Annotated in this window: 10 protein-coding genes; 6 read left to right on the top strand and 4 right to left on the bottom strand. The window is 69.7% G+C overall.

The genetic code is table 11. The features are described 5' to 3' along the window. Positions 1-204: 204 nt before the first annotated feature. Positions 205-879: a transglutaminase-like domain-containing protein gene (locus ACYJSS_RS21620; protein WP_111260327.1), complete on the bottom strand. Its 675-nt coding sequence runs from the start codon at positions 877-879 to the stop codon at positions 205-207. Positions 880-1,039: 160 nt separating this feature from the next. Between ACYJSS_RS21620 and ACYJSS_RS21615 the strand changes: the two genes are divergently transcribed. The 4 genes from ACYJSS_RS21615 (at position 1,040) to ACYJSS_RS21600 (ending at position 8,251) form a co-directional block, all read left to right on the top strand. Then, positions 1,040-3,487 carry an acyl-CoA dehydrogenase gene (locus ACYJSS_RS21615; RefSeq protein ID WP_111260328.1) on the top strand — a complete coding sequence of 816 codons (2,448 nt, stop codon included), beginning with the start codon at positions 1,040-1,042 and terminating at the stop codon, positions 3,485-3,487. 88 nt (positions 3,488-3,575) lie between these two features. Then, complete coding sequence (locus ACYJSS_RS21610; protein ID WP_111260329.1) at positions 3,576-3,986, top strand: PA2817 family protein; 411 nt, start codon at positions 3,576-3,578, stop codon at positions 3,984-3,986. Between the two features lie 283 nt (positions 3,987-4,269). Further along, positions 4,270-7,641 (top strand): PAS domain-containing protein, encoded by a 3,372-nt coding sequence (locus ACYJSS_RS21605; protein ID WP_111260330.1) that lies wholly within the window; start codon positions 4,270-4,272, stop codon positions 7,639-7,641. A gap of 115 nt (positions 7,642-7,756) precedes the next feature. Beyond that, positions 7,757-8,251 (top strand): DUF1543 domain-containing protein, encoded by a 495-nt coding sequence (locus ACYJSS_RS21600; RefSeq protein ID WP_111260331.1) that lies wholly within the window; start codon positions 7,757-7,759, stop codon positions 8,249-8,251. Here ACYJSS_RS21600 and ACYJSS_RS21595 read toward each other — a convergent pair. Beyond that, a complete protein-coding gene (locus ACYJSS_RS21595; RefSeq protein ID WP_371921679.1) occupies positions 8,233-8,964 on the bottom strand; it encodes a GntR family transcriptional regulator in 732 nt (243 codons plus the stop codon). The genes ACYJSS_RS21600 and ACYJSS_RS21595 overlap by 19 nt on opposite strands. Further along, on the bottom strand, positions 8,961-10,775 hold the full coding sequence (gene atzF / locus ACYJSS_RS21590; RefSeq protein WP_111260333.1) for an allophanate hydrolase: 1,815 nt from the start codon (positions 10,773-10,775) through the stop codon (positions 8,961-8,963). The genes ACYJSS_RS21595 and atzF overlap by 4 nt, the downstream gene beginning before the upstream one ends. Before the next feature lie 240 nt (positions 10,776-11,015). Between atzF and ACYJSS_RS21585 the strand changes: the two genes are divergently transcribed. Then, positions 11,016-12,272, top strand: coding sequence for an HD-GYP domain-containing protein (locus ACYJSS_RS21585; protein WP_111260334.1), 1,257 nt, complete (start codon positions 11,016-11,018; stop codon positions 12,270-12,272). 391 nt (positions 12,273-12,663) lie between these two features. Further along, on the top strand, positions 12,664-14,256 hold the full coding sequence (locus ACYJSS_RS21580; RefSeq protein WP_111260335.1) for a malate:quinone oxidoreductase: 1,593 nt from the start codon (positions 12,664-12,666) through the stop codon (positions 14,254-14,256). A 694-nt stretch (positions 14,257-14,950) separates the two neighbouring features. Here the strand turns inward: ACYJSS_RS21580 and ACYJSS_RS21575 are convergent. Then, entirely contained in the window at positions 14,951-15,553 is a 603-nt protein-coding gene (locus tag ACYJSS_RS21575) for a flavin reductase family protein (RefSeq protein WP_111260336.1), read from the bottom strand. Positions 15,554-15,561: the final 8 nt, after the last annotated feature.

Genomic DNA, 15,561 nt, shown 5'->3' with positions numbered 1-15,561 from the left:
GTCGATTCTAGAGGCAATCCCCCCCTCCTTGGCCAAGGATTTGCGTTGATATCGCATATCGACCCGAGCGGGGTGGCGGATTGGTGGGGGTATGCATGGGCGCTTGCAGCAAGGGTTTCGCTCCGCCCACGGAACGGCCCCGTCCCAGGTGGCCTTCATTCGTAGGATGGGTCGGGCGGCGCTCCGCGAGCGAAGCGAAACCCATCATCGCGACGCCATCTTCGCCGCGGCGGCCTCGCTGTGCAGGTCACCGCTCATGAAGGCCGCGTCGGGCTCGAACAGGTGCGGGTAGACCTTCGCCAAGTGGCCGAAGAACAGCGCCTCCGGCAGGTCCTCGAACTGGCCATGGTCGGCGAGGTATTCCATGTAGCGCTCGCCCTGGCGGTTGAAGGGGTGGAAGACGCTGTCGCTGGCCCCGTCGAACTCCAGCGGCGCGACGTCGAACAACCGGCACAGCTCCAGGTTGAAGGCCGGCGTCGCCTTGACCCAGCGCCCGTCCAGATACAGCTCGGTGTAGCCGTGCATGGCGAACACCTCGCTCTTCAACAATTGCAGCAGGCGCGGGGTGGCCAGGTGGTTGCGCACGTCCGCCAGGCCGATGCGTGCGGGAATCCCGCAATGCCGCGCGCAGGCCGCGAGGAGGATGGCCTTGGGCACGCAGTAGGACTCCCCCGCCGCCAGCGCGGTGCTCGCCTTGAGCGAGCCGGGGTCGCGGCTGAAGGCGTAGGGGTTGTAGCGGATGGCGTCGCGCACCGCGTAGTACAGGCTGACCGCCTGGTCACGCGGCTGCGCGCTCGCGCCGCAGTTTTGCGAGGCGAACTCAACCACCAGGGGGTGGTCACTATCAACGAAGCGACCGGATCGCAGGTAGGGCTGCATGGCGTCTCTCCAGGGTGAACCGCCCCAGTCTAGGGGTTGCCCCGGTGCCCGCCCAACGACGATCCGGCCAAGCTGACTGCCCATGTCGCCACCTTCCATGGCGACGTCTACGCTCGTGACGGTCGCGCCTGTGCCGCACCGTCATCAAGGAGGATCACGCATGGTGTTCGTCTGGTTGCTCGTCCTGGTACTGGGGGTCGCCTGGCTGGCGCACCGCCGCACCGCTCCCCTGCCCGCCCTCGGCGCGGTGGCCCTGTATCTCCTGGCCATGGGGGTGTTCAGCCACTCGCCCGGCTGGCTGCTGGCGATCCTCTGGGTCCTCTGGCTGGCGGTCGCCCTGCCCCTGGCCTTCCCGGAAATGCGCCGCAAGCTGATCACCGCCCCGCTGTTCTCCTGGTTCCAGCGCGTGCTGCCGCCCATGTCGGAAACCGAGCGCGACGCCATCGAGGCCGGCACCGTGTGGTGGGACGGCGAGCTGTTCAGCGGCCGCCCCGACTGGAACAAGCTCCTCGACTACCCGCGCCCGGCGCTCACCGCCGAGGAGCAGGCCTTCATCGACGGCCCCACCGAGGAGCTCTGCGCCATGGTCAGCGACTGGGACATCGGCCAGCGCATGGACCTGCCCCCCGAGGCCTGGGAACACATCAAGGCCAACGGCTTCTTCGCCCTGATCATTCCCAAGGAGTACGGCGGCAAGGGCTTCTCCGCCTACGCCCACTCCCAGGTGGCCATGAAGCTGGCCACCCGCAGCGGCGACCTCGCCTCCACCGTGATGGTGCCCAACTCCCTCGGCCCGGCCGAGCTGCTGCTGCACTACGGCACCGACGAGCAGCGCCAGCACTACCTGCCGCGCCTGGCCCGTGGCGAGGACATCCCCTGCTTCGCCCTCACCGGCCCGTTGGCCGGCTCCGACGCCGGCGCCATGCCCGACGTCGGCATCGTCTGCAAGGGCCAGTGGAAGGGCGAGGAAGTCATCGGTCTGCGCCTGACCTGGGAGAAGCGCTACATCACCCTCGGCCCGGTGGCCACGCTGCTCGGCCTGGCCTTCAAGGCCTATGACCCCGAGCACCTGCTGGGTGACGAGGAAGACCTGGGCATCAGCCTGGCGCTGGTGCCCACCGACACCCCCGGCGTGGAAATCGGCCGCCGCCACCTGCCCCTGGGCGCCGCCTTCATGAACGGCCCCAACTCCGGCAAGGACGTGTTCGTACCGCTGGACTACCTGATCGGCGGCCAGCCCATGCTCGGCAAGGGCTGGATGATGCTGATGAACTGCCTCTCCGTCGGCCGCTCCATCTCGCTGCCGGCGGTGGGCACCGGTGCCGCCAAGTACACCAGCCTGGTCACCGGCCAGTACACCCGCGTGCGCGAGCAGTTCAACGTGCCGCTGGCGGCCTTCGAGGGCATCCAGGAGGCCATGGCGCGCATCGGCGGCAACGCCTGGCTGATGGACGCCGCGCGCGTGCTCACCGCCAACGCGGTGGACCTGGGCGAGAAGCCCTCGGTGCTCTCGGCCATCCTCAAGTACCACCTCACCGAACGCGGCCGCGAGTGCATCGGCCACGCCATGGACGTGCACGGCGGCAAGGGCATCATCATGGGCCCGAACAACTACCTGGGCCGCTCCTGGCAGGGCGCGCCGATCTTCATCACCGTGGAAGGCGCCAACATCCTCTCGCGCAACCTGATGATCTTCGGCCAGGGTGCCATCCGCTGCCATCCGTTCGTGCTCAAGGAAATGGCGCTGGCCGGCCGCGAGGACCACGACCGCGCCCTGGAGGAGTTCGACGACCTGCTGATGCAGCACATCGGCTTCGCCGTCAGCAACGCCGCCAGCACCCTGTTGCTGGGCCTGACCTTCGGCCACCTGGGCAGCGCCCCGGGCGATCGCCTGGCCCAGGGCTACTTCCGCAGCCTCAACCGTCTCTCGGCGGCCTTCGCCCTGCTCGCCGACTTCAGCATGATGCTGCTGGGCGGCGAGCTGAAACGCCGCGAGCGCCTCTCCGCGCGTCTGGGCGATGTGCTCAGCCACCTCTACCTGGCCTCCGCCGCGCTCAAGCGCTACCACGACCTGGACAGCCCCGAGCATCTGCGCCCGCTGCTGCGCTGGGCCCTGGAGGAAAGCCTGGGCAAGGCCGAGGACGCCCTCGCCGGCCTGCTGGCCAACTTCCCCAGCCGTGTCTTCGGTTGCCTGCTCGGCGTGCTGGTGTTCCCCTTCGGCCGTCGCCACAAGGGGCCGTCGGATGAACTGGACGCGGAGATCGCCGCCCTCATCGGCCGCGACCGGGGCGATCCGGCGCTGGAGAACCTGCTCGCCGGCTGCTTCCGCCCGCAAGCCGAAAACGACCCGGTCGGCGCGCTGCAGCACGCCGTCGACGCCCTGGCCGCCGTGCAGCCGCTGCAGAAGAAGCTGCACAAGGCGGTCAAGGACGGCCAGGTGAAACCCGCCGCCGGTGAAAGCCTGATCGACGCCGCCCTGGCCGCCGGGGTGGTCGACGCCAGCGAGGCCCAGCGCCTGCGCGCCGCCGAGGCCGCACGGCGCAAGGTGATCGACGTCGACGACTACGCCAAGGAAGAGCTGCTGCTGGCCGAGGGCCGGGTCCGCTAGGGCCACCACCCGGCCCGGCGGGCGGGACAGCGGGCGCGGAGGGACTTATACTCCGCGCCCGTTTTCATTCCGCCCCAGGACGCACGCCATGGCCAATCCCTACCTCGACCACCACCTCGCCCTGCTCGCCCACCTGCGCGGCATCCTGGTCGCCCTGGGCGAAGCCGAGCAGGTTCCCGAAGAGAACCACGCCCTGTTCGTCGAACGCTTCGACGAGCTGATGAGCGAACTGCCGCGCGACCCCGAGGCCAGCCTCTACCTGGGCCAGGACCTGATCGCCCAGGTGTTCCACCGCTACCCGCAGATCGCCCACCTGGTCCCCCGCGACCTGCTGTGGTTCTTCGGCGGCGACTGCCTGCACTTCATGCCCGATGAGGAGATCGCCCTGTTCCAGCGCCTCGACGAGCGCCGCTTCGAAGCCGAGGAGAACGACGAGCCCTTCGACTGGAACCAGGAAAAGCAATTCCTCGCCCTGCCCGACGAAAGCGGCAAGCACTGACCCTCGCGCCCCTGGCCCGTGCCCGGCCCGGGCATGGAGCCGCCGGCCGCCCCGGACCGCAGTCCGGGCCAGGCCCCTCGGGTTTCCTGCGGCCACGCAGGCACCGCCACCCCGGCGAGCGCGGGTCCCGCTGACCCCGGCCTGCACCGCAACCACCCTCCTGCGTGCGACGAGGCGAATCCGTGGTTCGGGGCGCAACTTTCCCGCCGCCATGCTGCCGAAACGCTAGGCCCCATGGGCCCGCTCCCCAGCCGCCACCCCCGTGCTCCGGACCCGCCAGCCGATGACCGATGATGCGACCCGCCGTCCCGACGGCGCCCCGACCCCCTACTTCCTGCCCGGCAGCGGTGAGCTGGGCCGCCTGATCAATGCCCACGACTGGGCCGCCACGCCCCTGGGGCCCATCGAAGGCTGGCCGCAGAGCCTGAAGACCGTCACCGGCATGCTGCTGCTCTCGCCGGTGCCCATCGTCCTGCTCTGGGGCGAGGCCGGCACCATGATCTACAACGACGCCTACTCGGTGTTCGCCGGTGGCCGCCACCCGCAGCTGCTGGGCTCGGAGGTGCGCAAGGGCTGGCCGGAGGTCGCCGACTTCAACGACAACGTCATGAAGGTCGGCCTGGCCGGCGGCACCCTCGCCTACAAGGACCAGGAGCTCACCCTGCACCGCAACGGCCGCCCCGAATCGGTGTGGATGAACCTCGACTACTCACCCGTGCTGGACGAGAGCGGCCACCCCGCCGGGGTCATCGCCATCGTCGTCGAGACCACCGAGCGGGTCCGCGCCGAGCAGCACATGCGCGCCGAGCGCAGCCGCCTGCAGAGTCTGTTCGAACAGGCCCCGGGGCTGATGGCGCTGCTCGCCGGGCCGGACTACGTGTTCGAGCTGGCCAACCCCGTCTACCGCCGCCTGGTGGGCGACCGCGACCTGATCGGCCGCCCCCTGCGCGAGGCCCTGCCGGAGGTGGAGCGACAAGGCTTCATCGAGCTGCTGGACCAGGTCCGCACCAGCGGCAAGGCCTATGTCGGCACCGGCGTGCACGTCATGCTGCAACGCGAACCCGGCGGCGCCGAGCAAGAGCGCGTGCTCGACTTCGTCTACCAGCCGGTGGTGGATGGCCAGGGCCGGGTCACCGCCATCTTCGTCGAGGGCCAGGACGTCACCGAACGCGCCGCCGCCGAGGCCCGCGTGCGCAAGAGCGAGGAGCGCTTCCGCGCGCTGGTCAACGCCTCCTCCGACATGCTCTTTCGCATGGACCCGCACTGGACCGAGATGCGCCGCCTCGACGGCAAGGGCCTGATCGCCGACCTCCGCCACCCCACCGCCAACTGGCTGCAGGACTACATCCCTGCCGAGGACCAGCCCCGCGTACGCGCGGCCATCGACCAGGCCGTGCGCACCAAAGGCATCTTCCAGCTGGAGCACCGCGTGTACCTGCTCGATGGCAGCCTGGGCTGGACCTTCTCCCGTGCCGTGCCCTTGCTGGATGCCGACGGCGAGATCAGCGAATGGTTCGGTGCCGCCAGCGACATGACCGGGCGCCACCTGGCCGAGGACGCCCTGCGCGAGAACGAGGCGCGGCTGCTGTTCCTCGACGCCCTCGGCAAGGAAACCTCCCGCAGCGTCGATGCCGACCAGATCCTCGCCATCACCACCCGCATGCTCGGCGAGCACCTGGGCGTGGCCGTCTGCGCCTACGCCGACATGGACCCCGACGGCGACGGCTTCACCATCCGCGGCGACTGGGCCGCCCCGGGCTGCCAGAGCATCGTCGGCCACTACCACCTCGCCGATTTCGGCCAGTTGGCGGTGCAACGCCTCGGCGCGGGACTGCCGCTGGTCCTGGACGACAATCGCGGCCAGCTGCCCCCCGAGGAGGCCGCCACCTTCCTGGCCATTGGCCTGGCGGCGACCCTCTGCCTGCCCCTGGTCAAGGGCGGCCGCCTCACCGCGCTGATGGCCATCCATGACCGCGTGCCGCGCAACTGGAGCCACAAGGAACTGGCCCTGCTCACCGAGGTGACCGAGCGCTCCTGGGCGCACATCGAGCGGGTGCGCTCGGAGCTGGAAGCCCGTGACGGCGAACGCCGCTTCCGCGCGGAACTGGAAGCCAAGGTGGACGAGCGCACCGCCGCCCTGGCCCAGAGCGAGGCCAGCATCCGCACCATCTTCGAGACCTCGCACCTCTACCAGGGGCTGATCGCCGCCAGTGGCGAGGTGCTGCACTTCAACGCCACCGCCCTGGCCGGCATCGACGCCAGCCTGGAGGAAGTGGCCGGCCAGCCGTTCTGGGAAACCCCCTGGTTCACCGGCACCCCCGGCATGCCCGAAACCATCCGCGCGGCGGTGCAGCGGGTCGCCACCGGCGCCACCGCCAACCTCGGCATGGCCCTTGAGCTGCCCGGCGGTACCCGGCTGTTCGACTTCTCCCTGCGCCCGGTGCTCAGCGACACCGGCGAGGTGGTCGCCATGGTGCCCGAGGCGGTGGAGAAGACCGCGCGGGTCAAGGCCGAGCAGGCCCTGCAGCAGGTGCAGAAGATGGAGGCCATCGGCAACCTCACCGGCGGCATCGCCCATGACTTCAACAACCTGCTGATGGCGGTGCTCGGCAGCCTGGAACTGCTGCGGCGGCGCATGCCCCACGAGGCGCCGCTGCTGCGCCTGCTGGACAACGCCCGCGCCGCCGCCGAGCGCGGCGCCTCGCTGACCACGCGCATGCTCGCCTTCGCCCGGCGCCAGGAGCTGCGCCGCGAGCGCATCGACCTGCGCCAGCTGGTGGAGGACATGACCGACCTGCTGCAGAGCGCGCTGGGCTCCACCATCGCCGTGGAAACCCTGTTCCCGCTGCAACTGCCAGCGGTGGAGACCGACCCCAACCAGCTGGAGTCCGCCCTGCTCAACCTCGCCGTCAACGCGCGCGATGCCATGGGCGGCCAGGGCCGCATCTCCATCGCCGCCCGCGAGGAAACCGCGCCGCCGGGCGACGGCCTCACGCCCGGGCGCTACCTGTGCCTGGCCGTGACCGACAGCGGCGAAGGCATGGACGAGGCCACCCTCAAGCGCGCCACCGAGCCCTTCTTCACCACCAAGGGCGTCGGCAAGGGCACCGGCCTCGGCCTGTCCATGGTCCACGGCTTCGCCGAACAGTCCGGCGGCTTCCTGCGCCTGCGCAGCACGCCCGGGCACGGCACCACGGCGGAGATCTGGCTGCCGGCACAGGCGTGGCCGCACGAGGCCGCACCGATGCCACCGCCCGACACCTGCGAGCCGCTGGACGACTCGCGCACCGGCGGCCTGTCGATCCTCGCCGTGGACGATGACGACCTGGTGCTGACCAACACCGCCGAGATGCTCGAGGACCTCGGCCATCGCGTGCTCACGGCCCACTCCGGGCAGGAGGCCCTGGAACTGCTGGAGCGCGAGGCCTTCGACCTGCTGGTGACCGACCACGCCATGCCCCACATGACCGGCGCACAGCTGGCGCTGGAGGTGCGCTCGCGACGCCCCGGCCTGCCGGTGCTGATGGTCTCGGGCTACGCCGAACTGCCGGCCGGCGTGCGCCTGGACCTGCCGCGCCTGTCCAAGCCCTTCACCCAGCAGCAGCTCGCCGACGCCGTCGCCGGGCTGGCCACCCGCAACGCCCCCTGCGCCTGAGCCGACCCTTCGTCCAGGCGCCGGACGGCGCTACCACCTGGACGCGGCGGCGCCTTAACATGGCGACCCCGCCCGGCACAGGATGCCGGGCCCGACCGACCTGCCAGGACCGATAATGCTGTTCGTCGTGATGCTCGGGGGCAAACACCCCCGGGCCAAGATCGAAGTCCATGACGTGGTGTTCGCCTTCGCCGACACCATCGAGGAAACCCACCCGCAATTGCGCCAGGAATGGTTCGGCAGCCCCGCCGGCCTGCACATCGACTCCTGGATGGCCATCGAAGGCGTCGACGGCTACCGCGTCAGCCTGGGGGCCAGCGCTCCCGCCGCCGGCGCACCGCGACTGTTCTTCATCAACCTCGGCGGCTACGAGCCCGGTGCCTTCGGCGAAGCCCACCGCTACCTGCTGGTGGTGGCGCGGGACAAGGCCGAAGCCAAGGAGAAGGGCAAGCGACGCATGCTGGCGAACTGGGACAAGCCCCACACCGACGCCCTGCTGGACGTGGACGACTGCATCCCCATCGACCAGGTGGACGGCCGCTACGTGCAGCTGGTCGAGGGCGAGCACCGGGGCATCACCCAGCGCAGCGACTACGTCATCCTGTCCTGACCGGCCGCCGCCTCGCGCTGGCGGGCCGCCCACAGGCGCTGCTGGGTGATGCCGCGCACCTGTGCCTTGCTCCGCTCCACGTGCTCGCGCAGTAGCTGCTGCGCCGCCGCGCAACGCCCGTCGAGCATGGCGGCGAGGATCTGCCCGTGCTCCTCGTAGGTCGCCGCCACCCGCTGCGCCTGGGTGAAATCCAGGCGCCGGACGATGCGGATGCGCTCGCTCAGTTCGCGGTGCACGCGGGCCATCTCGGCATTGCCGGCGGCGGCCACCAGCTGGCAGTGGAAGGCCTCGTCGAGCTCCGCCACCGCACGGCCATCGACCAGGCGCTCGCCCTCCTCCACCTGCCAGGTGCGGCAGAGCCCGGCCAGCGGGCCCGGCCGCTCGCCGGCACGCCGGCACAGGCGCTCCACCGCTGCCAGTTCGAGGACGATGCGCAGATCGTAGAGCGCCTCGAAGCGCTCGAAGTCGAAGGGCCTGACCTGCCAGCCGCTGCGGAAATGCACCTCCAGGTAGCCCTCGCGCTCGAGCCGGTACAGGGCCTGGCGCACCGGTGTACGGCTGGCCGCCATGCGCCCGGCCACCTCGCCTTCGCTGAAGCGGTCGCCGGGCAACAGGCGGAATTCGGAGATGTCCTCCTTGAGCCGCTGGTAGATGCCGTCCACCAGGCTTTGCGGGCGACCGGCGCGCCCTTGCGCAACCTCCACGCGCCTCAGGCCGGCGTGCGGCTGGCGATGTAGGCGCGCCAGCCACCGAAGGCGGTGATGTCCTCGGCGTCGGCCAGCGCCCAGGGCTCGCAGATGAAACCCTTGACCCAGCGCCCGTCCTCCAGCTGCAGGTTGCCGATGCCCAGCGGCGGCGGGATCTCGGCGACGAACTCGCCGAAGCGCGCCAGGGGGATGTCCCACAGCTCGACGATGATCGACGCGCCTTCGGCGGCGCGAGCCAGCCCCGGTTTGGGAGGCACCGAGCCGGGCAGCGCGTGGAGGCGGTAGGTCGGTGCGGTCAGCGTCTGCTCCACCAGCACCGCGTCGCGGGTGGTGAGCTGGGCATTCAGCGGCATGCCGGTGAGGTGCGCGCCCACCACCGCCACGCGCACGCTGCCGGGCGCCTGGGTGGCCGCGGCGGCAGGCGCCAGGGGGCGACCGGTGGCGCCCAGGGGCAGGCCGAGGCTCGCCTGCCAGCGCTTGCCCAGGGACGCCAGGGCCCGGTCGTGCCAGGCCGGGGCGATCAGGGTGATGCCGGCCGGCAAGCCGTCGTCGCGGAACCCCGCCGGCAGCGCCAGGGCGCTGAGGTCGGCGAGGTTGGTGAAGTTGGTGTAGGTGCCGAACTGGCTGTTGTAGAGCACCGGTTCCGCCTCCATCTGCGCCAGCGTGCGCAGGGTCGGCGAGGTGGGCACCACCAGCGCGTCGAAGCCCTCCAGGGCCCGCTCGATGCACCGCGCCAGTTCGGCGCGGCGGTATTCCGCGCGGTAGGCGTCGCAGGCGCTGTAGCCCAGGCCGTTGGCGACGATACCGCGCACCACCGGGTTGATCGCTTCCGGGGCGCGCTCCAGCATCCCCGCCAGCGCCACGGTGCGCTCGGCCACCCAGGCCCCCTGGTAGAGCTGCTCGGCCAGCTCGCGGAAGGGTGTGAAGTCGATGGGCACCAGCTCCGCCCCGAGCCCGGCCAGGTGCTCCAGGGCACGCTCGAACACCGCCTGGTTGCCGGTATCGCCGAAGAACTCCAACGGCTGCGGCACCGCCAGGCGCGGCCTGGCACCGATGGCCACCGGCGCGCGCTGGGGGTTGCGCCGCGAATAGGCGTCCGCCGCATCGAAACCGCCGGCGATATCGGCGACGCATTCGGCGTCCGCCACCGTCAGGGCGAACACCGAGATGCAGTCCAGGGTGCGGCACGCCGGCACCAGCCCGTGGGTGGAGAGCCAGCCCTTTGTCGGCTTGAGGCCGACGATATTGTTGAAACCGGCCGGCACCCGGCCGGAACCGGCGGTGTCGGTGCCGAGGGAGAACGCCACCAGGCCCCGCGCCACCACCGAGGCGGACCCGGAGCTGGACCCGCCGCTGACGTAATCGGCATCGAAGGCGTTGGGCACCGCGCCGAAGGGCGAGCGGGTGCCCACCAGGCCGGTGGCGAACTGGTCGAGGTTGGTCTTGCCGACCAGCACCGCCCCGGCCGCCTGCAGGCGCGCGACCACGGTGGCGTCCTCTTCGGCCAGGTAGGCGAACGCGGGGCAGGCCGCGCTGGTGCGCCAGCCGGCGGCGTCGATGTTGTCCTTGATGGCGAAGGGCACCCCGTACAGCGGCAGACGGCTGCGATCGCCGCCAACGGCCGCCAGCTGCGTCGCCAGGGTCGCCAGCCGCTCAGCGAGCTGCGCATCGCTGGCCAGCACGATCCAGGCGGGGTCCTCGCCACGCAGGCCCTGCAGCCATTCGAAGAGGATCTGCGGGGTGATCCGCTCGCTGGCGTAGGCATCGCGCCAGTCATCGAGGGTCCAGCCTTGGGGTTGCCGGTCGGGGGTCTGCATCGGAGGGCTCCATCTTGTATCCAAGTTGTGGCGGCAGCCCTGCAACCCGCGGACCAACTATGCTGAACCCCGTGAAACCGGGCCATTGGAACGAGACAGGGAAGGATCGAGCCATGCCCGCGCCATAATCCGGTGCAATCCTGCATGTTTTTGGTGCCCATCGCCCAACGTGCGACGGGGCTGCCCCGGCGGAGGCAAACCGCTAGACTGCCATCACTTAGCCAGTACCCGAGCAACGGAATGACCGCAGCCCCCTCCTACATCACGCCGGACCAGCTTTGCGTCGGCCTCTACATCCAGCTCGAACTGGGCTGGTGGGAGCACGATTTCACCTTCAGCAACTTCAAGATCAAGGATGAAGCGCAGATCAGGGCGCTGCGCGAGCTGGGCCTCAAGCGCCTGCGCTACGACCCGGCACGCAGTGATTGCGAGCCCCTGGACCTGGAACCCGAAGCCCCGCCGGCCTCCCAGGAACCCGCAGCGCCCGCGCCCAGCCCCGAGGACATCGCCCGCCAGGAACGGGTGGTCAAGCTCAGCAAGCTGCGCAAGCGCCTGGCGGAGGTGGACCGCAAGTTCATCCACGCCAGCCAGCAGGTGAAGCAGCTCAACCAGACCCTGCGCAGCCAGCCCGAAGAAGCCTTGAAGCAGGCCGGCCAGGTGGTCGGCGACCTGGTGGCCTCGGTACTCGGCGAAGATGGCGCCGCCCTGCACAGCATCAACGGCAAGCCCGCCGAAGACGCCTACTTCCACTCGCTGAACGTCACCGTGCTGTCGGTGATGCTCGGCCGCCAGCTCGGCTACGACAGCGAGGCCTGCCACAGCCTCGGCCTCGGCGCCCTGCTCCACGACATCGGCAAGATGGACGTGCCCAGCAAGGTGCTGCTCAAGCCCGAGCCGCTGACCCGCCCCGAGCAGCAACTGCTGCAGATGCACACCGACTTCGGCCTGCGCCGCAGCCAGCAGCTGATGCTCGACGACGAGGTGCAGCGGATCATCCACGAGCACCACGAGCACTGCGACGGCAGCGGCTACCCCCGGCAGCTGCACGAGGCCGGCATCGGCCGCCTGAGCCGGGTGGTGTGCATCACCAACCACTTCGACAACCTGTGCAACCCGCTCAACCCGCGCGACGGCCTCAGCCCCCACGAGGCCCTGTCGCGCATGTACGGGCAGTACCGCCAGCGCTTCGACGAGGTGATGCTCAAGGCCTTCATCCGCTGCATGGGCGTCTACCCGCCGGGCAGCCTGGTGCAGTTGCAGGACGATCGCTACGGCCTGGTGCTGGGCATGCACCCGACGCTGCCGCTGAAGCCGACGCTGATCCTCTTCGACCCCAAGGTGCCGAAGGAGGAAGCGCTGATCGCCAACCTCGAGCACGACGCGTCGATCGCCATCGCCCGCAGCGTCCGCCCCGCCCAGGTTCCGCCGGAGGCCCTGGAGTACCTCGACCCGCGCCAGCAGGTGACCTACTACGTGGACCCGCGCACCCGGGGCTGAACAATGCCTGCGATCGCAGATTGTTGGTACGGCGCACGCGCGGCGCCCGGCCACGGCCGGACGGGCGAAATTCCGCCCAGAGCCTCCGCTCCCACCCCCTGTAATGGCGGACTCCCGCCACTACAAGCAGCCTCCCGGCTGCCATGAGCCGCGCAGCGCCTGGCTTGCGGCCTGCAGGCACGCTCCTTGCTCTACTGGCCGCCCACGGTGGCGAACAGCTACCGGATGCAGGGCGCCGAGGCGCCTGACCGGGGCGCCGCACACGCCCCGGCCACGAAGAATGCAGGGCCGCCAGCCCAGGAAGACGTCACTCCCGCCACCCTGGCCGGGAACCGTCGATCCGCGTGCCCCCGGGGCGGCAGGCCATGCTCGAAATCTGGACGGTTGGTATATGAAGAAACTACTGCTGGCGCTCCTGTGCCTGAGCGTCATGGGCTGCTCCCAGCCCGACTCCTCCGAGAAACCCCTGGACGTGCTGCTGATCGGCGGCGGCATCATGAGCGCCAGCCTCGGCACCTACCTGCACGAGCTGGAGCCCGACTGGACGATCGAGACCTTCGAGCGCCTGGACCAGGTCGCCGAGGAAAGCTCCAACGCCCTGAACAACGCCGGCACCGGCCACTCCGCCTTCTGCGAGCTGAACTACACCCCCGAGACCGCCGACGGCGGCATCGACATCAGCAAGGCCGTGGCGATCAATGAATCCTTCGAGATCTCCAAGCAGTTCTGGGCCTACCAGATCGACCAGGGCGTGCTGAAGAACCCCCGCGCCTTCATCAACACCGTGCCGCACATGAGCTTCGTCTGGGGCGACGACAACGTCGCCTACCTGAAGAAGCGCCACGCGGCCCTGCAGCACAGCCCGCTGTTCCGCGGCATGCAGTACAGCGAGGACCACGCGCAGATCGCCCAGTGGGTGCCCCTGGTGATGGAGAACCGCGCCCAGGACCAGAAGATCGCCGCCACCCGCATGCCCATCGGCACCGACGTCAACTTCGGCGAGATCACCCGCCAGCTGTTCGGCTCGCTGTCCGAGTCGCCCAACTTCAAGCTCAACCTCGGCCATGAAGTGCGCGACATCGTGCGCAACGAAGACGGCACCTGGAAAGTGGTGGTCGCCGACCTGGCCAAGGGTGGCGAGGAGCGCGCGGTCAATGCCCGCTTCGTGTTCATCGGTGCCGGCGGCGGTGCCCTCAAGCTGCTGCAGAAATCCGGCATCCCCGAGGCCGACGGCTACGCCGGCTTCCCGGTGGGCGGCTCCTTCCTGATGACCCGCAACCCGGACATCGTCGCGCGCCACCACGCCAAGCTCTACGGCAAGGCCTCGGTCGGCTCGCCGCCCATGTCGGTGCCGCACCTGGACACCCGCGTGGTCGATGGCCAGGAGGTGCTGCTGTTCGGCCCCTTCGCCACCTTCTCCACCAAGTTCCTCAAGAACGGCTCGCACATGGACATGTTCAGCGCCATCACCACCGGCAACATCGGCCCGATGACCAACGCCGGCATCGACAACATGGACCTCAGCCAGTACCTGATCGGCCAGCTCATGCTCGACCAGGACGACCGCATGAACGCCCTGCGCGAGTACTTCCCCGATGCCCGGGACGCCGACTGGGAGCTGATCCAGGCCGGCCAGCGCGTGCAGGTGATCAAGAAGGACGCCGAGAAGGGCGGCGTGCTGCAGTTCGGCACCGAAGTGGTGAGTGCCGCCGACGGCTCCATCGCCGCGCTGCTGGGCGCCTCCCCGGGTGCTTCCACCGCCGCGCCGATCATGCTCAGCGTGCTGGAGAAGACCTTCCCCGAGAAGATGAAGAGCGACGCCTGGCAGACCCGCCTGAAGGCGATCATCCCCTCCTACGGCCGCAAGCTGAACGATGACCTCGAGCTGACCAACGCCACCCGCGCCTGGAGCCATGAGCGCCTGCAGCTGGACTTCATCCCCGTCCAGCCCGAGGAAAGCGCCCCGGCCGCAGCCGCCGAGTGATGCAAGCGCCCCGCCCTCACGGGTGGGGCGTCTCCCCTTGCGGGAGCGAATTCATTGGCTCTGTCGGCGTTAGCTGTTGTGGTTTTAATGCAAGCCCTCAAGCTCGGCCCTTTCCGGGCGCCCAAGGGTTCGTGCCACCCCCACCGCATGGGTTTCGCTTCGCTCTACACCATCCTACGAAAGCCCGTGCGCACCACGTGGCGATGCGCTGGACGAAGAAAGTTGGAGCAGCCGCCAACGCCCCTCCAGGAGGCCGAACGCAGTCGTTGCGCCGGGGGACGAGCGGCATGGATGCCGCGAGAGGCGCGCCAGGCCATGGATGGCACATCGCGCCGGCCCCCAGACGACGCTTGCGGCGAACGCACTTCAGTGCGGCCCGAAGGGCGAGCGTAGCGAGTAACGACGATGGAGTGAGGGAACCCCGGCGAAGCCGGGGCCGGATGATGGGGCAAGCCCTTTTGGTTTCTTTTGGGTGGTTCGGCACCCCGACGACCGCCAAAAGAGACTCGCCCGGGGGGGGGCGAAACCAGAAACATCACCAGAGCTCGGCAATCAGCTGTGCTCAATTCTTCTAGCAACACTTAACGCAGACAGAGCCAATTCATTCGCGAATGGGCTACCTGGCCATTCGCAGCCGAGTGCCTGCGCAACGTCTTTCGCGGTTGAAACCGCTCCCACACCTAACGGGAAGCCCTCACCCCTTGAGCGGCAACTCCTTCCCGCCGACGCCCTCGCCTATCACCAGGTAATGCCCGCCCGCCACATGGTGCAGGGTGCGCAGTTCGTCATGCCCCTCGAAATGCCAGCGGCCGTCGCTGAACACCCGCGCATCGGCCCAGGCGGCCACCACTTCGCCGAGGAACAGGTCATAGCGCTCCTGGATGTGCGGCTCTGGCAGCAGGCGGCATTCCAGCCAGGCCACGCAACCTTCCACCAGCGGCGCCGGCACCTGTGCGCCGGGGAAGGTGGCGATGCCATAGGCGTCGAACTTGTCGCGCCCCGCCTCGTCGAGGGTCTGCCCGGAGCTGGAACCGACCGTCTGCACCAGGTCGACCTGGCAGCGCGCCGGCACATTGAGCACGAAGCTGCCGGAGGCTTCCAGCAGGCGGCGGGTCCAGGTGGACTTGTCGAGCACCACGGAGACCTTGGGCGGCTCGAAATCCAGGGCCATCGCCCAGGCGGCCGCCATGACGTTGCGCTTGCCCTCGTGGGCGGCGCTGACCAGCACGGTGGGGCCGTGGTTGATCAGGCGATAGGCCTTGGCCAGCGGAACGGGACGGCGGTGATCGACGGACATGGCAGGGC

The organism is Pseudomonas sp. No.21, from assembly GCF_054558415.1.
This window is presented reverse-complemented; position numbering and strand designations above follow the sequence as displayed.